Origin of the sequence: Shewanella marisflavi (assembly GCF_023283925.1) — a bacterium.
Taxonomy (GTDB): Bacteria; Pseudomonadota; Gammaproteobacteria; order Enterobacterales; family Shewanellaceae; genus Shewanella; species Shewanella marisflavi.
The window spans coordinates 113,225-133,533 of record NZ_JAKIKX010000001.1 but is presented as its reverse complement, the minus strand read 5'-3'; the positions used below and the strand labels follow the sequence as shown (position 1 = coordinate 133,533).

General features: G+C 51.1%; 20 protein-coding genes. 8 read left to right on the top strand and 12 right to left on the bottom strand.

What is annotated here, in order from left to right:
• Positions 1–72: 72 nt before the first annotated feature.
• Positions 73–321 (top strand): hypothetical protein, encoded by a 249-nt coding sequence (locus L2712_RS00570; protein ID WP_248976578.1) that lies wholly within the window; start codon positions 73–75, stop codon positions 319–321.
• Between the two features lie 22 nt (positions 322–343).
• On the opposite strand, the gene L2712_RS00565 is transcribed toward L2712_RS00570, so the two are convergent.
• From L2712_RS00565 to mnmC2, 3 genes are all read right to left on the bottom strand, one after another.
• Complete coding sequence (locus L2712_RS00565) at positions 344–556, bottom strand: hypothetical protein (protein WP_033539439.1); 213 nt, start codon at positions 554–556, stop codon at positions 344–346.
• A 210-nt stretch (positions 557–766) separates the two neighbouring features.
• Positions 767–2,299: an FG-GAP repeat domain-containing protein gene (locus L2712_RS00560; RefSeq protein ID WP_248976577.1), complete on the bottom strand. Its 1,533-nt coding sequence runs from the start codon at positions 2,297–2,299 to the stop codon at positions 767–769.
• A gap of 108 nt (positions 2,300–2,407) precedes the next feature.
• The gene (mnmC2, locus tag L2712_RS00555; protein ID WP_248976576.1) at positions 2,408–3,100 is read right to left on the bottom strand and encodes a tRNA (5-methylaminomethyl-2-thiouridine)(34)-methyltransferase MnmC2; all 693 of its coding nucleotides are present in this window, start codon (positions 3,098–3,100) and stop codon (positions 2,408–2,410) included.
• Positions 3,101–3,340: 240 nt separating this feature from the next.
• Between mnmC2 and rarD the strand changes: the two genes are divergently transcribed.
• Positions 3,341–4,267, top strand: a complete 927-nt coding sequence (rarD, locus tag L2712_RS00550) for an EamA family transporter RarD (RefSeq protein WP_248976575.1) — start codon at positions 3,341–3,343, stop codon at positions 4,265–4,267.
• Here rarD and L2712_RS00545 read toward each other — a convergent pair.
• On the bottom strand, positions 4,187–4,822 hold the full coding sequence (locus L2712_RS00545; RefSeq protein WP_248976574.1) for an esterase/lipase family protein: 636 nt from the start codon (positions 4,820–4,822) through the stop codon (positions 4,187–4,189). The genes rarD and L2712_RS00545 overlap by 81 nt on opposite strands.
• A gap of 106 nt (positions 4,823–4,928) precedes the next feature.
• Here L2712_RS00545 and L2712_RS00540 point away from each other — a divergent pair, with 106 nt between their 5' ends.
• Entirely contained in the window at positions 4,929–5,936 is a 1,008-nt protein-coding gene (locus L2712_RS00540) for a class I SAM-dependent rRNA methyltransferase (RefSeq protein ID WP_248976573.1), read from the top strand.
• A 370-nt stretch (positions 5,937–6,306) separates the two neighbouring features.
• Positions 6,307–7,476, top strand: coding sequence for an MFS transporter (locus L2712_RS00535; protein ID WP_248976572.1), 1,170 nt, complete (start codon positions 6,307–6,309; stop codon positions 7,474–7,476).
• A gap of 11 nt (positions 7,477–7,487) precedes the next feature.
• Here the strand turns inward: L2712_RS00535 and L2712_RS00530 are convergent, their stop codons facing one another.
• Both L2712_RS00530 and L2712_RS00525 read right to left on the bottom strand, forming a co-directional pair.
• Entirely contained in the window at positions 7,488–8,717 is a 1,230-nt protein-coding gene (locus L2712_RS00530; RefSeq protein ID WP_248976571.1) for a cation:proton antiporter, read from the bottom strand.
• Positions 8,718–8,788: 71 nt separating this feature from the next.
• Positions 8,789–10,234, bottom strand: a complete 1,446-nt coding sequence (locus L2712_RS00525) for an MBL fold metallo-hydrolase RNA specificity domain-containing protein (RefSeq protein WP_248976570.1) — start codon at positions 10,232–10,234, stop codon at positions 8,789–8,791.
• A 441-nt stretch (positions 10,235–10,675) separates the two neighbouring features.
• Here L2712_RS00525 and L2712_RS00520 point away from each other — a divergent pair, with 441 nt between their 5' ends.
• Together L2712_RS00520 and L2712_RS00515 are read left to right on the top strand one after the other, a co-directional pair.
• A complete protein-coding gene (locus L2712_RS00520; protein WP_248976569.1) occupies positions 10,676–12,616 on the top strand; it encodes a bifunctional diguanylate cyclase/phosphodiesterase in 1,941 nt (646 codons plus the stop codon).
• Between the two features lie 106 nt (positions 12,617–12,722).
• The gene (locus L2712_RS00515; RefSeq protein WP_248976568.1) at positions 12,723–13,928 is read left to right on the top strand and encodes a GGDEF domain-containing protein; all 1,206 of its coding nucleotides are present in this window, start codon (positions 12,723–12,725) and stop codon (positions 13,926–13,928) included.
• On the opposite strand, the gene L2712_RS00510 is transcribed toward L2712_RS00515, so the two are convergent.
• The 6 genes from L2712_RS00510 to L2712_RS00485 all read right to left on the bottom strand — a co-directional run bounded on the left by L2712_RS00510 (position 13,912) and on the right by L2712_RS00485 (position 18,934).
• Positions 13,912–14,688: a Crp/Fnr family transcriptional regulator gene (locus tag L2712_RS00510; protein WP_248976567.1), complete on the bottom strand. Its 777-nt coding sequence runs from the start codon at positions 14,686–14,688 to the stop codon at positions 13,912–13,914. The genes L2712_RS00515 and L2712_RS00510 overlap by 17 nt on opposite strands.
• 122 nt (positions 14,689–14,810) lie before the next feature.
• The gene (locus tag L2712_RS00505) at positions 14,811–15,263 is read right to left on the bottom strand and encodes a copper chaperone PCu(A)C (protein WP_248976566.1); all 453 of its coding nucleotides are present in this window, start codon (positions 15,261–15,263) and stop codon (positions 14,811–14,813) included.
• 19 nt (positions 15,264–15,282) lie between these two features.
• Positions 15,283–15,921: an SCO family protein gene (locus tag L2712_RS00500; RefSeq protein WP_248976565.1), complete on the bottom strand. Its 639-nt coding sequence runs from the start codon at positions 15,919–15,921 to the stop codon at positions 15,283–15,285.
• A gap of 18 nt (positions 15,922–15,939) precedes the next feature.
• Complete coding sequence (locus L2712_RS00495) at positions 15,940–16,785, bottom strand: hypothetical protein (RefSeq protein ID WP_248976564.1); 846 nt, start codon at positions 16,783–16,785, stop codon at positions 15,940–15,942.
• Between the two features lie 64 nt (positions 16,786–16,849).
• Positions 16,850–18,028, bottom strand: a complete 1,179-nt coding sequence (gene nirK / locus L2712_RS00490; RefSeq protein WP_248976563.1) for a copper-containing nitrite reductase — start codon at positions 18,026–18,028, stop codon at positions 16,850–16,852.
• A 405-nt stretch (positions 18,029–18,433) separates the two neighbouring features.
• Positions 18,434–18,934 (bottom strand): MarR family winged helix-turn-helix transcriptional regulator, encoded by a 501-nt coding sequence (locus L2712_RS00485; protein WP_033539449.1) that lies wholly within the window; start codon positions 18,932–18,934, stop codon positions 18,434–18,436.
• 171 nt (positions 18,935–19,105) lie between these two features.
• Between L2712_RS00485 and L2712_RS00480 the strand changes: the two genes are divergently transcribed.
• On the top strand, positions 19,106–20,002 hold the full coding sequence (locus tag L2712_RS00480; RefSeq protein WP_248976562.1) for a DMT family transporter: 897 nt from the start codon (positions 19,106–19,108) through the stop codon (positions 20,000–20,002).
• Between the two features lie 89 nt (positions 20,003–20,091).
• Positions 20,092–20,301: a TOBE domain-containing protein gene (locus L2712_RS00475; RefSeq protein ID WP_144202655.1), complete on the top strand. Its 210-nt coding sequence runs from the start codon at positions 20,092–20,094 to the stop codon at positions 20,299–20,301.
• Positions 20,302–20,309: the final 8 nt, after the last annotated feature.

Here is a 20,309-nt window from a genome sequence, read left to right as displayed (position 1 = left end):
AATTTGAATTGTCATCTTCTTGGCACAAGTTTCGCTTAGCATAGTGTAAACAGACACTGTGGAGGCTTTACTTTGTATACCCCCTGGACACCTATGCTCGGCGACAAGAGCAGCAATGACAGATGCGCCCTAAGGCAAAAACTAGTGAATGAACAGCACCTCAACAATCGTCACGCGCAGGAGGTTGCTATGCAACTGGGCATGAATATCGATGATTTACTTGGTCAACTGAGCCAAGTAAATCAAATAGATGAACGGCCCAATTTGACAAAAGAGATTGCCAGCCTGATCGCCGAACAGGCGAGGCTGCCACTGAACTAGACAGATAAATAAGCTGCTAACGTTAGCGGGATCTCGTCGTGATATTGGAGAGACTATCGTAAAATTTCTGCCGCTGCTTTTCGGCGTCGAAGCGACGAACGACCAACCATTCTTTATAAAGGGCTATTGTAAACCCTACGACCACCACCAATAAGCATCCAGCTCCCAGGTAGGTGATGATATTTACTGCGACATCTGCTCCCGCAGAACTGCTGGCGCGGCCAAAACCTATCATACACAACCCTTAGACTACATCATTCACTGACCCATAGGTCATAATATGGTCAAGGGTATTTGGACAAAATTAAACCAAACTTAAGCAAAAATGACCTTAAATTTAGATTAAGGCATGAGATGAGCTAACCATCTGAACCTTATTGGCTTATTGCCAGCAAATGCCAGTGAGTTGAATTGCTACAATTCGTATCACCGCCTCTACATCAGGTCATTGGGTCATGATCACCAAAAATTGGCTCTGCAGATCCGCCTTGTCTTGACGACCATACTTGATCAGCAGATCCGCCTTACCATCCTGATTCAAATCGTCACTGCTCAGCATCTCGCCATCTTTGGGCAAGGTCAGCTTCAAGCTATCCTTGTGAGCAAACGGGGCACCTTTTTCACTACCAAGGTAGAGATCCAGCTCCTGTTCACCATCAGAGAGCAGCAGATCCTGGCGCTTATCGCCATCGATATCGGCAAGGGTGACCACGGGCGTGCCGCTCTGTCCCGATGTCAGACTAAAACTTAACTCAACAGACTTACTCATATTGGGCCGACTGGCAAAGCGGCCATTTTTGTCCATCTTAAACAGATGCACATCTTGATCTATGCTCCCGGAAACCAGGGCGCCGATGATCTGCGACAGGCCGATATCGAAGCCCGACACCAATACCTCGCTGCGATCATCTAGGTCGATGTCCACCAGCTCGAAGCCCGTCAGGGTGCCATCGGCTCTGATCACGCTCTGGGGCTGCTTACCAAACTGAACACGATTCTCCCCGCGGCTGCCGAAATAGATCTCGTAGTCGTTGACCCTATCAAGCACCCCAGAGCTTTTGGTATAGCGCACCACCATGTCGACGATACCATCGGCGTCGAGATCTTTAATCTGCTCCACCTTGCGGTAGATAAGGTCACTTTGATCCAGCGCCTCACCATAGGCGTCACGCCTGTCCCACCAATCCAGGCCACTGATCGCCTGACTGACCGCCAGATACCTGGGATAGGTTTCAAACTGACCATCTTGATGTTGGCCATAGATCTCAAGCTCACCCTCACCCACCTTGATAATGTCATCAAGACCATCGAGATCCATATCGGCAAAATAGAGTTTGGCCTCACTGTAACGAGCGCCATCACGATAGAGCAGCACCTTAGGCTTAATCGCTAAGGTTTGATTTAGCCAACCTTCGCCCTGCCCTAAAAAAAGCTGAGTTTGGTCGAACTGGCCTACGATGAAATCGTCTCGGCCATCCTGGTTGAGATCCCGTACAAAATGACCACGAGCGATAAACTCAATACGCTGCTTCACCACCAGCGGGGCGATGGGAAACAGCTCACTGATCGCCATCTCCTTTTCACTGAAAGTTAACTTAGACAGATGGGAGCGCGACATAAAGTAGACAGATTGCAGCGCGTCAGCCTGTTTAGGCTTAGCGGTCACATCGAAACGAAACAGGTCATTGGCAAGTGATAGCTTATGCAATAAGCGATACTGCTGACTGACGCCATCCAAGCTGTAGACGGCGAGCCACTTGGTCTGGGTGTCATCGACACCTATCGCCAGCAACTCCTTGTTGCCATCGCCAAGCAAATTGGCACTCACCAAAGGATGAGTCAGCTTAAAGCCGGTATCGATGCGTTGCGAGACAAACGCCAGTGGATTTGAGGCATCCCCCTGCGCCTGACCGATTGACACCATCAGCAAGCAAGCGCTAACCCAAGTAAAGCAGAAATTTATTGCCAGTTTTTTCACAGATCATTTCCCTGGGAGATCTTAGGAAGGTTCTAATCTATCGATTCCCTGCGAAAAATAAAGCTAAGTTAATGCCTTGTTACAAACAAAAGCGAATAAATAGCCTACTTACTCAACTAAGGGCTTCCAGGCGCGAGTCATCTCCCGCCTCCCCAACGCCCCCGGGTAGGGCTTCACCGTGAAGCCCACCGCCTTAAGGTTGCGCTTAAACTGACCATTGGCACAGTAGCTAACCAACATGCCACCAGGCATCATGGCGGGAAAGAGACGCTCGAAGTTATCTTGTGTCCATAGCTCTGGCTGCTTACTCGGCGCAAAACCATCATAGAACACCAAATTGACTGACGCCTGCGGTAACTGCACTCGATCCCAGCTGCCATGAATTTTATGTATCACAAAACCTGGGCAGAGGGTGACATCCTCACCCCAAGGGGCAGTGTGCAGCCGATCGAAGAGTATGCGCAGGGCGGGCGAGAGATGCTGCTTGTAGTTAAGCTGTGCGATCACCTCTCTCGGCACAGGATAGGCCTCAACGGTCACGAAACGGATCGGCCGGGTTATCTTACCCTCACAGCCTAAAGCCTGTTTGAGGGTCAGTATGGCGTTCATCCCAGAGCCAAAACCTAACTCGAGAATGCTGACCTGTTTAAAGGCCGGATCAAGCGCCGCAAACCCAGCCTGTATATAGACATGTTCAGACTCACTCATGGCCCCATTATGAGCATGGTAGCTATCATCAAACAGGCTACTCATTAGGGTATGAGAACCATCTTTGGTCATCTGTACATGGATCTTATTCATTATCAGGCTCATATCAAGGCTTAGCTTGGACAAATTGTACCTTAACCCAGATATTGAAAGGCAATGCCTTAACGATAAAAAATCCGGACAAGAGTGATCCACCTCACAGCCAGCCTGAGGTTTGAGTGCGAAAATCCGCACCAATTTCAGTAAGGTCAACAAGCCTTTATTGTGTGCATTGCCGTATAACCCAGCTACGGCAGCCTGACACTGTTACAGCCAACAGCACTAGAGAACCCTATGCCCTGCACCACTCAAGTTAGCGCCAAAGGCAACGCCTTGGCGATCGTCTCGTTTCTGCTCTGGGGACTCCTGCCCCTCTATTATCAGTTTCTGCCCGGTGCCGATGTGACCGAGATGCTGGCGATTCGCCTGCTCTGCTCAGTTCCCTTTATGCTGCTGGTTTTTCTGCTGCTGAGAAAACCACTCCCCACACTGTCGATGCTAAAGGCCAACCTTCCTTCCATTGCCCTATGTGGACTGGCTTCGCTAATCATGTGTGTCTCTTGGTATAGCTTCACTTGGGCGTTAACCCATGGTCAGGTATTGGCCGCCAGCCTGGGCTTCTTTATCAATCCACTGTTTGCCATAGGTCTGGGTGTCATCTGCCTTAAAGACAGACTGTCACTAGCACAGAAGTGGGCGGTCGTCCTAGGTGGCCTTGGGATCGGCTATATGGTCATGGCCTATGGTCAATTGCCCTGGCTTGCCCTGCTGATGGGCAGCTTTTTCGCCCTCTACGGCCTGTGTAAGAAGTTTATCCGCTTCGACTCACTCACTTCGGTCACCATAGAGGCTGCGCTACTCACGCCGATTGCCGCAGCATATCTGCTTTACCTCAGCGCCACCGGGCAGAGCCAAGCCCTTTCTGCGGGGGCAGGCAACTTGCTGCTCTACATGGGCTCGGCGCCGGTGACCCTGCTGCCGTTGATCTTCTTTGCCCTGGCGATTCGCCACACCAGTCTCTCCATGGTGGGCTTGATGCAATACATAGAGCCCACCATGCACTTTCTGCTGGCAATCTTTCTGTTTAACGAGGTGTTTGATAGCGTCAAGGCGGTGAGCTTCGCCCTGATCTGGACAGGATTAATCCTCTGCTCCCTGGAGGCGCTCCCCGACCTCTGGCGCACTATTAGCGCGCGCCGGCAGCTGCATCAACCCCATTAAGATCTCTGCCACCACACGGCGACTGAAGATCATCGACAGATGCAGCGGACACCAGATCACTCGGTTCTCGGCTAGAGGCCAATGAGAACTGCGACTCGGCACTATGGTGAAATCTATCGGAGTGCGAAACGAGTAGAGGTCGATACCCGTTAACCGAGATTCACTGCGCGCCAGCTGGCAAAGCAGCTCACTCCTTGGGCGTAGTTCCCGCATCGCCATTGAGGGATATGGCAACCAGGCAAGATAACTGCCATGGTGTGGAGAAGAGATAGAAAACAGCGCCTTGGTACGTTTATGCCCATCAAGGTGCTGCAGATAATAGCGGGCAACTATGCCCCCCATACTAAAACCTATCAGGGAGATCGGCTCATCTTCTGCAATACTCGCATCGATAAACCTCTGCAGCTGTTTGGCCGCATGAGCAATCCCTCGGCGACCATCAAAAGGAGCCAGTGTCGGGGTCAGGCACTCATAGCCCTGGCGCTCAAACTGACGTCGCATCCAGCCCATGACATGCCCCGTATTAAAGATCCCATGAACCAACACAAGTTTCATACCGACTCCCTATTATCGACGACACCCTTAATCCCCCCAAGGGGGTGAATATTTGCTATTATCCGTGCTCACACTCAGCATACCACCGATTAGAGATCATAAGCTCATGTCCAATGCCGCGCTGCTCCGCCAAGCATTAAGCCAAAGAACGGCCCTGCTTGCCGATGCACAAGCCGCCAATACCAACTGTTTTCGCGTCTTCCACGGTACAGTTGAAGGCATCAACGGACTCACCATAGATCGCTATGGCGATGCATGGTTAGTGCAGAGCTTTCACGAGTCGCTGCCACAGGATGAATTGACGGCCCTTAGCGATGAACTGCTAAAGGTCGAGGATCTTCCGGTTATCTACAATGACAGATCCAATAAAAACTCTCGTATTCTCAATGCGCTAACAGACGATCTCGAGTGCTTTGCCCGCGCCGAACAGCAAATGCTGGAAAACGATATCCATTTCATCAGCAAGCTTCGCCATGAAGGCCAAGACCCCTTGCTGTTTCTCGACATGCGCATCGGCCGCGAATACGTCAAAGCCCATAGCAAGGGGAAAACCGTACTGAACCTGTTTTCCTACACCTGTGGTATAGGCACAGCCGCCGCGGTGGGCGGGGCGACCAAGGTGACCAATGTGGACTTTTCCTCATTTGCTCTCGCCGCCGGACGCCGTAATGCCGAACTCAACGAGGTAGGCGACACCTGCGAATTTATTCAAAGCGATGCCTTTCCGGCAATGCGTCAGCTGGCGGGCATGAAGGTGGGCGGCCGCCGCAACCAAAAACTGCCCAGCTATCCAAAACTGGCACCACGCCAGTTTGACCTGGTATTTCTCGATCCGCCACGCTTTGCTAAGAGCCCCTTTGGTATCGTCGACTTAGTCAATGACTACCAGAGCCTATTTAAACCTGCCATGATGACAACGCGTACCGGTGGCACTATCGTTTGCTGCAACAATGTGGCAAAAGTAGAGCGCGAAACCTGGCTGAAATCTCTGATCCGCTGCGTCGAAAAGCAGGGACGCGAAGTAAGCCAGATTGAATGGCTGCATTGCCATGACGACTTCCCCTCTTTCGATGGCAATCATCCCCTAAAGATAGTCGCCCTGACGCTCAATTAGACACCCCCTAACCACATCAAGCCGTAAACATTCATTTTTACGGCTTTAAACCTCCCTAAGCGCATTAAGCAACAAATACTCAACAAAACAGGTTAACAAAGAGGGTTTAAAGGTGAGATAAACTAGTTAAGCAATCAGAAAGACTCTTCATTCACTAAGCCCGCCTCATCTGCTATCCAAGACAAAAGCGGACATTTATTTGCCACATTTGGCACGTTTTCAATCAAAAAAACGACAAAATATAAAATTCACTTTACTTGCATCGAATCTGGCACTACATTTCGCTTCCCGCTAAACCCGCGATAAATGGCAACACAGGTAACCTACCTAATTTTACCGCCATTTATGATAGATAAGTTGGAGATTATTGGTGTTAGACGTCGCCGATAACTGTAAATCGAACAATCCTACAGCACCCATTATAGGACTGTCCTTCTTTGCCCTTGCATCAGGCTTTCTTATGAGCCTTATTCCATTGTCGCTGCACAGTTTTGGCCTGTCAGAGCAATTGGCACCTTGGCTTGCCAGCATCTTCTACCTCGGCTTACTTATCGGTGCACTCAGAGCCGAGCGCATCATAGCGAAAGTCGGTCATCGACAAGCCTTTATGCTGTTTCTGGCGCTAATAATCGCCAGCATATTCGCTATGTTGCTGCTGCCAACTGCAGGCATCTGGCTGGGAGCACGTCTGCTGGGCGGGTTTGCCGTTGCCGGTGTCTTTGTAGTGGTTGAGTCTTGGTTATTGATGGCTAACAGCCTGAAGGCAAGAGCTAAGCGATTGGGGATCTACATGGCCTGTCTCTATGGCGGTAGCGCCGTCGGACAACTGGCCATAGGTGAAGTCGGTACCCAAGGCGTATTACCCTACCTATTTGTGATCGCCCTATTGGCACTGGCCATGCTGGCGCCACTGCTAATCACCTCGGGACAACCCTCTCATCAACAGCAACAGAAACTCTCCATCAAAGAGATCGCAGGCCTTAGCCGGCCAGCAATTGTAGGCTGCCTGGTCTCAGGCCTGCTGCTGGGGCCCATCTACGGCCTGATGCCTGTCTACATTGCCAAGCAAGTGGGAGAGCCTAACCTAACAGGGCTACTGATGGCCGCTATCATTTTGGGCGGTATGGCGATACAGCCACTAGTCAGTTATCTCTCACCCCGTATGGATAAGCGTCTCTTGATGGCCATGTGTTGCCTAATAGGCTTAATGGGAGTGATCGGCGCCATAGAGTCCAATGATATTACCCTCAAGGCGTTGAGCTACTTTATCTTGGGCGCGGCGAGCTTCGCCCTTTATCCGGTGGCTATCTCACTGGCCTGTGACAAACTGCCCTCGGTTAAGCTGGTATCGGCAACCGAGTTGATGCTGCTCTGTTACAGCCTGGGGTCAGTTGCCGGTCCTTTACTCGCCTTAACCTTAGATAATAAGCGTCAGGGCATGATGCTCTATCTGGGGATCTGTCTGCTCAGCACCTGCCTCTACATGCTGATCAAGAGCATGCAGAAGATCCATACACAAACCGATCATCTGCAAAACTAAAGCTTGGCGCCCTAATCTTGTTTGGCGCTAGATTCGGTATCTGGATGCCGTTTGGCATACCAGTTTGCCAGCGGCTGGGCCGACAGGCCGTGAGCCAGTATGCTCATCAAAACTGTCACAGTCACTACGCTATAGAGGGTCTCAAACCCTTTGATACCGCCCATTTCATGGGCAATGATGAGTACATACAAAATTGAGGCGATCCCTCTGGGCCCAAACCAGGCGATAAAGGCCATGGTCGCAAGATCCAGCTTAGTGCCAATAAGAGATACCATCACAGGTAACATACGTAGCAGCGTCAGGCTAAGCAGCGAATAGATCACGACATCAAAGGTGACATAGGGCAAGGTGGTGGGCACGAACGCCAGACCGAAGATAAAGAAACTGATCAACACCAGCAGCTCACCTTCGCTCTCGGCGAAATCTTCAATATGCCCCCTGGCCATCTCACTGGTATTTCCGGCATAGAGACCGGCAAAGAAGGCCGCAATGAAGCCATTACCCGAAAACGCTTCGGCAAGGTAGTAAGCCAAGATAGCCAGCGCGATAGGGATCAAGTTAAGGTAAGTCTCCACCATACCCTCGCGCTTAAAACAGAAAGTCTGCAGCTTAGTCCCCAGATAACCGACCACGCCGCCCACCAAGGCACCGAACAGAATCTGTTCGCCAACATACATCAGCCAGCTATTGTCCTGAGCCTTTTCCAGCCCACTCAAGATCATCGCGACCACAGTGATCAATATGGGGAAGATAATGCCATCATTTAGGCCGCTCTCTACATTGATGGTGGAGCGAATCTTCTTAGGCACCTTAGGATCTGACACAACCGCCTTACCCAGCGCCGCGTCGGTGGGCGTGAGCAATAAGGCCAACATTAACAGATAGAGAGTGGGAAAATCGGGAAAGAAATACCTGGCCACTACGGCTCCCGCCACCACGGTAATAGGCAAACCGATAAACAGCAGCCGCGCCGGCAACTGCCAAGACTGTTTGAGCAACTTGAGATCTAACAGCGCAGCATCACTAAAGAGTACCAATACCAAGGCGATCTCAACCAAGGTGGTGACAAAGTCGGCATTTACCTTGACCTGAGCCACATCGAGCCCGTAGGGCGACATAAGCAGACCAAGTAAGGTAAACACCATAGGACCCGAGATGTAGAAACGCGCCAACCATTTAGAAATATAGCCATAAAACAAAACAACTAAGGCTATGATAAGTATGACGATATGTTCATCCATCTGATGATTTCCTTGGGCTAATATCATTCGCTGAGCGTTAAGCTAACAGAGATTTTACCTCCAAGGAAAGATTAATCTCTACTAGGCAGCCACACTAGCTCAGGCAATGCACTAAGATCCAGCGTATCGCCGCGCTCGGCAATCACCACATGGGGCGGCTTACTCGTCTCGGCGGTCAGCTTAGCCAGCAGCCGCTCCTGCGCCTCCTTCTCGCCATGGATTAAAACCAATGGCGGCATCTGTTCAAAGTGTTGATACCAGTGGATAAGCTCCGCCTGATCCGCATGTGCAGACAGCCCGCCCACTGTATGTATCTTGGCCTTCACCGGAATATTACGACCATGAATCGTAAGCGACTCGGCGCCATCCACCAGTAAACGGCCCGGCGTACCTAGAGCCTGGAAACCACAGATGATCACATCTGACTTAGGATTGGCCAGATTATGCTCCAGATGACTGCGGATCCGGCCACCGTTACACATGCCACTGCCAGCCATGATGATCAGCCCCTGATGGATCTCGTTAAGTTCCATCGACTCCTCAGTGCTATTGATAAAGTCCACATTAGAAAGCAGTGGGTGCTTGCCCGGAGACAGGCGAGTGAAACGCTTAAAATCCTCATCCATCAACTGATAATTGGCCACATAAATCTGCGTCGCCTTGATCGCCATAGGGCTGTCGAGACAGATACGCCAGTTCGACAAGGCCCACTCTTTGGCATAAAGGTGAAACAGGTAGAGCAGTTCTTGGGCTCTACCCACTGAAAACGCCGGCAACAGAATATTGCCTCGGCTCTCCTTGATGGTCTTGGCAAAAATAGCCTTTAGCTCCGCCAGCGTATCGTCCCAACTGCGGTGTAACCGATCGCCGTAGGTGCTCTCCATCAACACCAGATCGGCATCATAGATAAACGTGGGATCATCCAAAATTGGCATGCCCGCCCGGCCGAGATCGCCGCTGAAAACCAGTTTCTTTCTGCTATCGGCCTCCCCCAGCCACAACTCCACCACGGCGGAGCCCAGAATATGGCCGGCATCAGACAAACGTGCCGTCAGGTTAGGCACCACTTGCACCGACTGGCCATAATCGAGGGCGACAAACTGTTTCATCACCGCCGCCACATCTTCTTCGTCGAACAAGGGCTCTAGCAGAGGCTGATCCAGCTTCGTCCGCTTTCGATTAAGCCGCTCTACATCGCGTACCTGCAGCATGGCGGCATCTCTAAGCATCACCTCACAAAGCTCGACCGTCGCCTTATGGGTATAAATAGGGCCGGTAAAGCCAGACTTGACCAGCAGGGGCAGTCGCCCCGAGTGATCGATATGAGCATGGCTCAGCACCACGGCATGGATCTCTGTGGGCTCAAAAACAAAGGGTTCGTGATTGCGCAGGGCATCAAGCTTGCCTCCCTGAATCATGCCGCAGTCGAGTAACACCTGACGACCCGCGATGTCGAGAAGATGGCAAGACCCAGTGACTTCCTGGGCGGCGCCGAGAAAAGAGAGCGTCATCTGCATATGAGTATCCTTAGTGTGCCCACAAACGGTAAGGCAAAGAGAATGGCCAGAACTAAACTCGCCTGAAAATGAATCGGCTTATGATTAAAAGATAGTCTTTTTAATAGCTTCCAACCAGTTAACGCCAAGGTTTATCTCCATTAGCCAGAGCAGGCTTTAAAGCCCTACAGCAAATGATTGCAAAGATGAGCCAGCCTTTAAAGCTAATGGTCAATGCGGCCCGATGAGCATTTGGTTATCGCTCGAGAAAGATGATGGGATTTAGACAATAAACTAGTGTTAAACACCTTAAAACCAAACGTTCAGTTAAGCTTCCGGTGATATAAAAGACAAAAAGCCATACAGCTCAAAAAAACAGCAACACAACACCATACACCGATGAAGTCTATAGGTTATAGTTAGTTAAACGGATCACAAATGCGCTTTTCAGGATGCCTAATCATGCCCTACCAAGACGCTTTCTCATTGCTGGAGCAAGACCCTCTCTTCAGTCAAACTCAGGTAAACACGGCCCAGCTTGGCGTGCCGGATGAGATGTTTAATGGCTGGCAGCAAACCCTAGATCTTTTATCGGAAATCGTCGATACGCCGGCCATCTTAATCATGCGGGTGACAGATAAAGACATTTCGGTCTTTACCAGCAGCCAGCATCCGGACAATCCCTATAAACGCCATGATACAGAGGGTCTGGGCCATGGTCTCTACTGTGAAACCGTTATCAAAAATCAATCCGAGCTGGTAGTGCCCAATGCCTTAAAAGATAAAGAGTGGGATAGCAATCCAGATATCAAACTGGGAATGATCGCATATTGTGGCCTACCGCTAACCTGGCCCAACGGCCATCCCTTTGGCACCCTCTGCATGCTGGATAATCATGAGAGAGACTACGGGCGGACCTTTCGTCATCTGTTGGCACGTTTTCAAAATGCCATCAACGCCAATCTCGCCAGTCTGTATCAGAGCGCCAAACTGCTTCACCTCAACCAGATCTTAGAAACCAAGGTACAAGAGCGAACACTTGAGCTAACCAAACTCAGTAAAAAGTTATTGAGCGAAATAGAGCATCGCACCGCCATTGAAAATTCACTGCAATTTCATAAAGATCACGATCCATTAACCGGCTTGGCCAATCGACTTGGCTTCATTAATCAACTGTCGCAACAGCTCAGCCAAGCCGACGAACTAAACACCTATGTGATCTACTTTGGCCTACGTAACTTTAAGTCAATCAATGAAAGCTATGGCTACGTCATTGGGGACAAGGTACTGCAGCTCTTTAGTCAGCGCATTAAGGGCATTTTGCACAAAGACAACCTGTTTGCCCGTATTGCTGGCGCCGAATTTGTCATTGCCCACAGAGGCACAAATCCACTAGAGCTTCCGTTAATTAACAGCATCATACAGACCGCCAACATCCCCTTTGCTCTGGCCAATTTCAGCATCAATATTCCCTGCTGCATAGGAGTAGCAATAGCACCGACCGACGCACAGGATGCTGCCGAGCTAATGCAAAAAGCGGGCGCAGCCATGAGCATCAGTAAGAGTGACGGCACGCCCTATAGCTTCTTTAACAAGTTGACTCAGACCAATATCGAACGCCGTTGCCTGTTGGAATCTCACTTGGTCGACGCCCTAAAAAATCAGGAGCTTAGTCTGCACTATCAACCGCTATTCAGTCTGCAGCACCAAGGTGTGATCGGCGCCGAGGTCCTACTTAGATGGCACAGCCCACTGCTGGGCAACGTACCACCGGACCAATTTATCAGCTTGGCAGAAAACAATGGCCAGATCATTGCCATAGGTAACTTTGTCCTGCATACCGCCATCGAACAGGCTGCCCAATGGCTTTGCCGTGATCCCAGCCAGCAATTTCGCGTAGCAATAAATATCTCACCACTGCAGTTTCGCGACGTCGATTTTGCCGACTACATCGCCAATCTGTTGAGCCTGTATCAACTGCCGCCCTCCTCCCTAGAACTGGAAATTACCGAGGGCGTCTTACTGCAAGATGAGCAGCTGGCCAAACATATCATCGACCGCCTACAAACTTTGGGCGTCAAGATCTCTCTAGACGATTTTGGCACCGGCTACTCCTCCCTGAGCTACCTACAAAAATACTCCTTCGACACTCTCAAGATAGATCGCTGTTTTATTACAAACCTGGAGAAGAACGAGCAAGACAGGGAACTGACACGAGCGATCATCGCCATGGGTAAGAAGCTGACGCTCAATGTGATCGCCGAGGGAGTTGAGACCCAGGCTCAGGATGATTTTATTCGTCAGGAAGAGTGCGATTTCGGTCAAGGCTACCTCTATGGTAAACCCACTGATGCGATAAGCTTTGAGCGCTGCTACCTAACGAACAAACAGATAGACGGCTAAGGGCGATATATTCAGCCTTTCATCGTCATCATATACATTTTTGCGATAACGAGTATTCACTGCAGAGAAACTGCTCTATAGAGTGGAAAAATAAAAAAGATTGCTTATGACTATTGATCCCATCGCCGAGCTGCTCGTCATGTTTATCTGTCTGCTCGCCGGCACCTCTACCCTCGCTTGGGGGGTAATGAGCTTTCCATTGCGTATTGCGCCGCGTGCCAGTGCCTATTTTTCCCTTGCTAACCTCCTCGTCCTTATTGGCGTAATACTGACAACTCAAAGAGGACAAAGCGCCAGTTATCTCTATTGGCATGGTGCCGATATGCTGTTGTTACTGGGGTTTATTCTGCTTCGCAGCGGCACTCAAGGTCTGTTCAGGCTAAACAGCAGCATTAAATTCGATAGCGCACTCTGGCTAGTCATTGGGCTACTGATGCTGACTCAGGCGCCGAGCCACGAGGCAAGCGGCACACTCGGAATACTCTTCTCGCTAATGGCGGCTATCGTCTTTTTACTGATGGCGAAAGACAACCTGGTCGCCCTGGAAAGCACGGTCAAACGGCCCATCGCGGTGGTGCTATTAAGCCCTATCGCCCTGATGGGAATCACCTTCGCCCTCAGAGCCCTGCTACTGGCATTGAACCCTTCCTTAAAGCCCCAACTCGCGACTATTCTGAGCAACGATGCCATCCCTATGTTATGGCTATATGTGATCATGACTCTGTGGATCAATGTGATCATGATGGGCAATGCTCTCACCCGCTTGGTACAAAAAATTCGCCAGCAGGCAGACAGAGACTATCTCACCGGCCTGTGGAATCGACGCGCCATGCAGCAACAGTTAGAACAACTGCATCAGCGTTGGCTTAGAGATGGGCAGGCCTACAGCCTTATTCTGTTCGATCTCGATTTTTTCAAGCAGATCAACGATAAGTTTGGCCACTCGGCGGGAGATGCTGTACTGGTCAAGACCGCGCAGCAGATTGGTAAAGTGATACGCGCCACGGACAGCTTCTGCCGTCTTGGGGGAGAGGAGTTTCTGCTTATCTTACCAACGACCGATAGCACAGAGGCAGATGTCATCGCCCAGAAACTACAGCACACCCTGCGACAACACAGCCTGAATTGGCAAGGACAACTCATTCCCATCAGCGCCAGCTTCGGCATAGTGACCGCCACTCAAGGCGACACGCCGGACAGCCTGCTGGCACTGGCCGACAAAGCGATGTACCGCGCCAAGGAGACTGGCAGAGATCGCTGCTGCACCGCCGAACGCCCGTTGGCCGAAACCCTAGCTACACCATCTCAATAGCAATCTGCTGGCAAGGCGCCTTACCCGCCTGCATAAGGGGTGCGTTCTGATTCATCGTCTGATTAGCCAAGGGCATATTGGCACTGGCATAAAGCTTAGAAAGCTCTTTGATGTCGATAGCGCCGCGGGACTCTGTGATGATCCCCTCTGTGACCATCTTCTTCATTAACCGAGAAAAGGTTTCCGGTTGAATCGACAGGCGCGATGCCAGTACACGTTTAGGAATATCTAACTCGACACGCCCCTGATTATCGCCAATCTTTTGCATGTTACGTAGCAAGAAGAGTAACAGGCGTGATTGGGCATTTTGTACCGAGAGCAGCTCCACCTCGTTGATATCCTTACGCAGTCTGACACTCATCTCGGCCATGATGGCGATACAGGCATCGGAATTACCTCTAAGCATGCCAAGGTAACCATCGCTGTCGAAACTCACTAAGGTGCATTGAGATACTGCCTGAGCCGACACAGGGTAAGAGGCTTGACGACTAAACATCAGGGCTTCGGCAAAGGTGCGCCCCTCACGCACCACCTCGATCACCTTATCCTGTCCTTGCAAACTGGTGCGATAGAGTTGCAGATGGCCCTGAATCACCAGGTAGAAACGCTTCGCCAGATCCCCCTGATAGAAGAGATTCTCGTGAGCATCCAGGGTGATCTTGGCCGCCTGACCAAGCAAACGGCAAAGCTCCTCTTCTCCCAGTGCAGAAAATAGGTGGTGCCTGTGAATGCAGGCCTTAATCTGTGGATCCGTTATCATCGCGCCTTCCTTAGTCCTGTCGCTTCGTTAATCTAAATCACAAGCTGATAACAAGTCGTGATCTAGATCATGATGAACAGGCATTAAAGATACATCTACTTCAAAAAACACCTAGCGCTTATTTAATGATGCATGCTGTGGTCGTGCGCAGCTCCCTGGGCTGTTACCTTGGCCGTGACCGACAGGCTCTCACCATCTGCCAAAGTCAGGGTGAGCTGCACCTCCTCTCCCAAGGCGGGTACACCGCCCTTAAAGTCCGACATCATGCCGTGATAGCCACTGGGCGCAAGCTTTACCATGCCGTGAGGCGGAATCTGAATAGCCCCCACACTCTGCATTCGCATTACCTCATTTTCCATCAGAGTCTGATGCAGCTCGACTGCGCCCCTGGGGCTACTGATCCCCTTGAGCACAAGCGGCTTATTACTAGGGTTGTGCAACGACAGGTAGACGGGCACGACTCTGGAGGTGGGCGGCATACCACGGATCCAGGCATCATGCACCATTAGCTCACTGGCTTGGGCGGAGCCAACCCCACTACAAAGCAACACCAACAAACAAAAAACCTGTTTCATATGATCTCCTTTTTAATGATTACAGCAGACTCTCTATCTGCTGACGCATCTCGTCGATGGGGGTACCTGTATAGAAGAAACCGCGCACCCGCTGCTTGCCATCGAGCACGAAGATCTTGGCGGTATGGGAATAGAGATATCCCTGACGCTTAGGCGCCTCACTATCTTCCAGGCTCAACTTTTTATACTCAGTCGTCACCCTCTCTTCGGCCAGCTTGGTGTAGTCGGCCTTAAAGAGGGCGGCAACTGCATCAATCTTTTCCCGCTCATCCACCAGACCGATAAAGCTGGGATCGAAATAGCTGAGGTATCTATTCAGGTGCTTAGGGGTGTCGTAGTCGCTATCTATGCTAATAAAGAGTACCTGGATGCGCTCACGAGTCTCACTTGGCAGCTGATTCATTAGCTGACTGATATGGGCCATGGTGGTCGGGCAGATGTCGGCACAATTGGTGTAGCCGAAGAACATCATCACCACCTTGTCGTCAAAGTCCGACAGACGTACCTCGCCCCCCTTACTGCTACGCAGGCTAAAGTCGCCACCTATCCCCTTGAGAATAGGCATATTTGCCATGCAGGCGCAGCTCATCATGCTGCCGATGAGTAGTAAAACGATATTCAGCGCACGTTTGACCTTAGGTTGAATCACTTGTGTCATCATCTTTTCCTCGTAGGGCTAACAGCGCACCTCGGCGCCAAGATCGGTTACCGGCGGCAGGTACTGGGCACGATAAAGATCTACCTTGACTCCCTGCTGACTCACGGACAAGAGCATCACCACGCCGACCTGTGCCAGCTCGACTTCCCCCTGGTTATTGGTCGCCGTCCATTGATATTCAAAATTCAGTCGATATATACCTGCGGTTTCTGGCGTCAGGGTAAGGTTTTTAATCACCCGGCGACTGTCGCTATGTTCGAGACGCTTTAGGTAGGCAAGGTATTGGCCTAGGGTCTGGGAAGGGTCTTCCGGACCACTAAAGCTAGCATCCGTCGCCATCAGGGAGAACAGCCTAGCCCCGTCCAAACTATCTAATGACTGGGTCCAGGCATAGAGGGCGGCGCGGATCTGATTGTTAGGCGCGGCGGCTCGGTAACGTGAGGTGAAGTCATCATACTCATTGACCAGGGTAACGCTGCTGCGCACCAACCCTAAATTATCCAGGTTCAGGCGCTGCACCACATATTGCCCCCTGACCTCACTATGCGCCTTAATCTCCATAGCGGAGGCCAACAGAAACTCAATCTCGACCTCAACCTCACTGCCATCTTGGCTTTGGGCGATCGGCGTAATCGACATGATGTGGTGGGCACCACCACGTATCTCGGCACCCGCATATTCGGCCAGATCCACCAAGCCAGCATCTTTTGCCAGACGTTGCTGGTACTGCGCCATATCCAGACTGGCGTACCAGAGATAGACATCTGCCTCCAGGCCATAGTCCACCTCGGCGGCTTGTGTACGGGGGGGAATAAAGATAGCTCCCAGCATCATCAGTAATGCCATCAGGTGTAAGCTTCGCATCTGCACCTCCTAAACCCTATCAATAAACCTTTGCCCAGGCCGGCTAGGCCCGAGCGATACAGCCTTAGGCGGTTACTATGTTGGAAGGTTTCTTCACCTGAACCATCAGGTTGTCATCCCACTCACCGTCGACCTTGATATGGGCAGCAGCCCCCTTAAGGACAGCCTCAATGAGGTTGTGATTGACATAGGCATAGAGACCCGGCTGACGGAAATTGTACACGGCAGCACAGGCACAGCCCCCGGCGAGCATCCAGGTTTCCAGGTCGGTCTGCGGCGCATCGGCAAAGGAGCCAGCTGGCCAAACATAGTCACCGTGTCCACCTATGATATGAGGACGAGAATCACGGTTGGCTTGTGAGTGCACAAAGAGCACAGACTCACCCACCTTAGCTGTCATGGCCCCCTTACCTGTCAGGGCACCAACCGCACCATTGAACACGACATGGGACGGCGTAAGCGTCTTCATCACCTCAAGCACCTCAGTCATACTGCCCATCACAGTGTCGTAGGACTTGTACTTGCCGTTTGCATCCTTAGGTACATAGAAGTCTGCTTCACCAAGGTAGTAGGCCTTATCGTATTTTATGGGCTTACCGGCCGCATCTTTCAGGCCGTCACGTGGTAACACCATGATGGCACCGTGCATCCCCATCGCCACGTGCCACGGAATCATTACCCCGCCCGGTGCGCAGTGATAGACGAAGGTTCCTGCCTTGGTAGCCTTGAAACGGAAGGTCACCTCCTGGCCGGGAGAGACCAAGGTCAACTCACCGCCCCCCAGGGCACCTGTGGCGGCATGCAAATCGATGTTGTGGGCCAAAGCGTTGCTAGCCGGATTAACTAGCGTCAACTCGACGAAGTCATGCTGATGGCAAACGATAAGCGGACCCGGCACACTACCGTTAAAGGCGCAGATCCACGCCTTGGTACCATTTTCCAGCTCCACCTGCTTCTCTTCTACGACCATCTTTACCTGCACCACCTTAGGCTTACCCTTGGCGACCTGATCATGCTTAGGCACCATAGGCGGTGGCACCAACTCTTGAGTCACTCGCTCTAACTGCTCGGCCTTGTAGTTTGCCATGCGGTCAGACTTGCTCTGAGTCGTGGCTGAAGCACTGGTTGATACCAGACCTGCGGCCATACCCGCGCCCACCAAACCCAAACCAACAGATCCACTCAAGAAGCTGCGACGTTGCTGATTGACATTAACTGCTGGGGTAGAAGATTGCTTTTCCATTAAATACTCCGTTGTTAGCGCATTTCACCAAAGGGGTTCAAACTGCCAGAGCCGCTATGATGAAGGTGTGAATACCTTGTAACGCTAAGACTATGCCTTTGACGCAGATTGAAATTGACTTTGGTCAAGTCGCTAAAAAAATGTGTAATGAGCAAAGCCAGACTAAAAAGTCAGGTGGGTTTCTGAAGGTAAAAACAGACATAAAAAGCAAGGGAAAGCCGGGCCGTTCACGCTCGCTGGGCGAACTCAATGAGACAAGGTAAAGGGGATCTTCTGATGGTCAAAATGAGCGAATAAATTAGGTAGAGCAGCACTAAATGTAATTATATGTTTACAAAAATAACACAGCTAAGCGCTGAAAAAGTCGGCAAGCCCACAGGGACTACCGACCCGTTCATAACTCGTCTAGGACTCGAAGTCGGCTAGCCAAAGCTTAAGAAAATGATTAATTTGATGTTTCTCATCGAGCGATAACTGCTTTGTCAAAGTATGCTGCAGTTCGACATGGGCCTCTATCGCCTCATCGATCCGCGCCAGTCCACTGGGCGTCAATCCGACGGTGACGCTGCGTCTGTCTTGCTGGCAATGAGTTCGGGATACTAACCCCTTCTTCTCCAGGCCATCGATGCGATTGGTCATGGCACCCGAAGTCAACATCATGGCTGCCAACAGCTCTGAAGGCGTAAGACGATAGGGCTCACCGCTGCGGCGCAAAGTAGCCAATACATCGAACTCCCCCATACTGATACCAAACTGTTTATGACAGGCGGTCAGCTGACATTCCAGGTGTTTGTGAATACGCATTAGGCGACCGAGAATCGCCATTGGCAGTGTATCCAGCTGCGGCTTCTCTTTAGCCCACTGGGCTGTCAGGCGATCGACGCCGTCGAGGTGATCTGAGTTCATCGACTCTCCGAGAGAACATAAGTTGAATGAGGCGATACGCACCTATGGGTACGACTTAGTCGCCATTAATTATCTTAACGCAAAGATAATTAATCCAGAGAGACTTTACAAGCTTAAGTAAAGCGTGCAGACTAATATCTTCACGTAAAGATACTTCTTACTGAGATAAATATGAATGTACTCCTGGCCATGATCCCCGCCTTCTTCTGGGGCACCACCTATGCGGTAACCCAATTTACACTGCCAGACTGGCCACCTCTGCTACTCGGTGCCTTACGGGCGCTGCCGGCGGGTCTTATTCTACTGGCGATCAAACCCAGCCTGCCCAAGCGTGGTGAATGGGGGCTGCTATTCCGCCTGGGCTTGATCAATATCGCCGCCTTCTTTAGCCTGATCTTTGTGATGGCCCTTACCTTGCCCTCGGCCATCTCAGGTGTGGGCATGATCTCTGTGCCTGTGTTTGCCATGTTATTTCATTGGGTGATCAGTAAGCGTCGCCCTAGCCTGACCCAAGGGATCTTTGGCTTAATACTGATTGGATTAGCCTGGCTGCTGTTTAATCCAAACTCCATCAGTCTCAACCCCGTTGGCCTACTTGCTATGCTGGCAGCCATTAGTTGCATCATAGTCGGCAGCACGATCACCAAGGCTTTAGGCGATCGTATCCACTGGTGGACAGTGCTCACCTGGCAACTGATCATTGGCGGCGCCCTTCTCAGCGTGGCCGCAGGGATCCACGCTGGGTTTGCGCCACAGGCTTACAGTGAATCGCTCGCACAATTGAACCTGAATAATGCCGTGGGTATAGGTTGGATCATCCTACTCAATACTGTGCTTGGCTATATCATGTATGTCTGGCTTTTGCAGCGCATGAGCGTGGTGGACTTTACCTTCGGCGGCATCGCCAACCCGGTGGCGGGGATTGTCTCGGGCATGGTATTATTGGGCGAATCCTTCACCCCACATCAATACCTTTTGATGCTATCCATGATAGTCGCCTCACTCATGCCGCAAATCATCGGCTTGATCGCCGAGCGTAGGCGGATCACTCAGGCTAAATCCCAATAGGGGTCACAGTATTCAATGCCGAGGTTTATCCTTGACCATAGAAAGAGTTACCATGACTTTTTCATTATTTAACAGGAAGATAAATTAAGATGAAAATCAGTGCACGCAATAACCTAACCGGTAAGATCAAGGCGATTGAGGAAGGTTCGGTCAACAACGAAGTGGTTATCGAATTGGCGCCGGGTGTAGAGATCACCTCTGTGGTCACTAAAAAATCCTGTGAGCAGCTAGGACTGGTCGTAGGCGGCGAAGCCTATGCCATCATCAAGGCAAGCAACGTGATGATAGCCGTCGACTAATCTCTCTC

Coding starts and splice junctions, on each gene's coding strand:
- L2712_RS00475 (WP_144202655.1), top strand. CDS start 20,092: ATGAAAATCAGTGCACGCAATAACCTAACCGGTAAGATCAAGGCGATT.
- L2712_RS00505 (WP_248976566.1), bottom strand. CDS start 15,263: ATGAAACAGGTTTTTTGTTTGTTGGTGTTGCTTTGTAGTGGGGTTGGC.
- L2712_RS00545 (WP_248976574.1), bottom strand. CDS start 4,822: ATGAAACTTGTGTTGGTTCATGGGATCTTTAATACGGGGCATGTCATG.
- L2712_RS00495 (WP_248976564.1), bottom strand. CDS start 16,785: ATGCGAAGCTTACACCTGATGGCATTACTGATGATGCTGGGAGCTATC.
- L2712_RS00520 (WP_248976569.1), top strand. CDS start 10,676: ATGCCCTACCAAGACGCTTTCTCATTGCTGGAGCAAGACCCTCTCTTC.
- L2712_RS00510 (WP_248976567.1), bottom strand. CDS start 14,688: ATGATAACGGATCCACAGATTAAGGCCTGCATTCACAGGCACCACCTA.
- L2712_RS00515 (WP_248976568.1), top strand. CDS start 12,723: ATGACTATTGATCCCATCGCCGAGCTGCTCGTCATGTTTATCTGTCTG.
- nirK (WP_248976563.1), bottom strand. CDS start 18,028: ATGGAAAAGCAATCTTCTACCCCAGCAGTTAATGTCAATCAGCAACGT.
- L2712_RS00565 (WP_033539439.1), bottom strand. CDS start 556: ATGATAGGTTTTGGCCGCGCCAGCAGTTCTGCGGGAGCAGATGTCGCA.
- mnmC2 (WP_248976576.1), bottom strand. CDS start 3,100: ATGAATAAGATCCATGTACAGATGACCAAAGATGGTTCTCATACCCTA.
- L2712_RS00485 (WP_033539449.1), bottom strand. CDS start 18,934: ATGAACTCAGATCACCTCGACGGCGTCGATCGCCTGACAGCCCAGTGG.
- L2712_RS00500 (WP_248976565.1), bottom strand. CDS start 15,921: ATGACACAAGTGATTCAACCTAAGGTCAAACGTGCGCTGAATATCGTT.
- L2712_RS00525 (WP_248976570.1), bottom strand. CDS start 10,234: ATGCAGATGACGCTCTCTTTTCTCGGCGCCGCCCAGGAAGTCACTGGG.
- L2712_RS00530 (WP_248976571.1), bottom strand. CDS start 8,717: ATGGATGAACATATCGTCATACTTATCATAGCCTTAGTTGTTTTGTTT.
- L2712_RS00540 (WP_248976573.1), top strand. CDS start 4,929: ATGTCCAATGCCGCGCTGCTCCGCCAAGCATTAAGCCAAAGAACGGCC.
- L2712_RS00480 (WP_248976562.1), top strand. CDS start 19,106: ATGAATGTACTCCTGGCCATGATCCCCGCCTTCTTCTGGGGCACCACC.
- rarD (WP_248976575.1), top strand. CDS start 3,341: ATGCCCTGCACCACTCAAGTTAGCGCCAAAGGCAACGCCTTGGCGATC.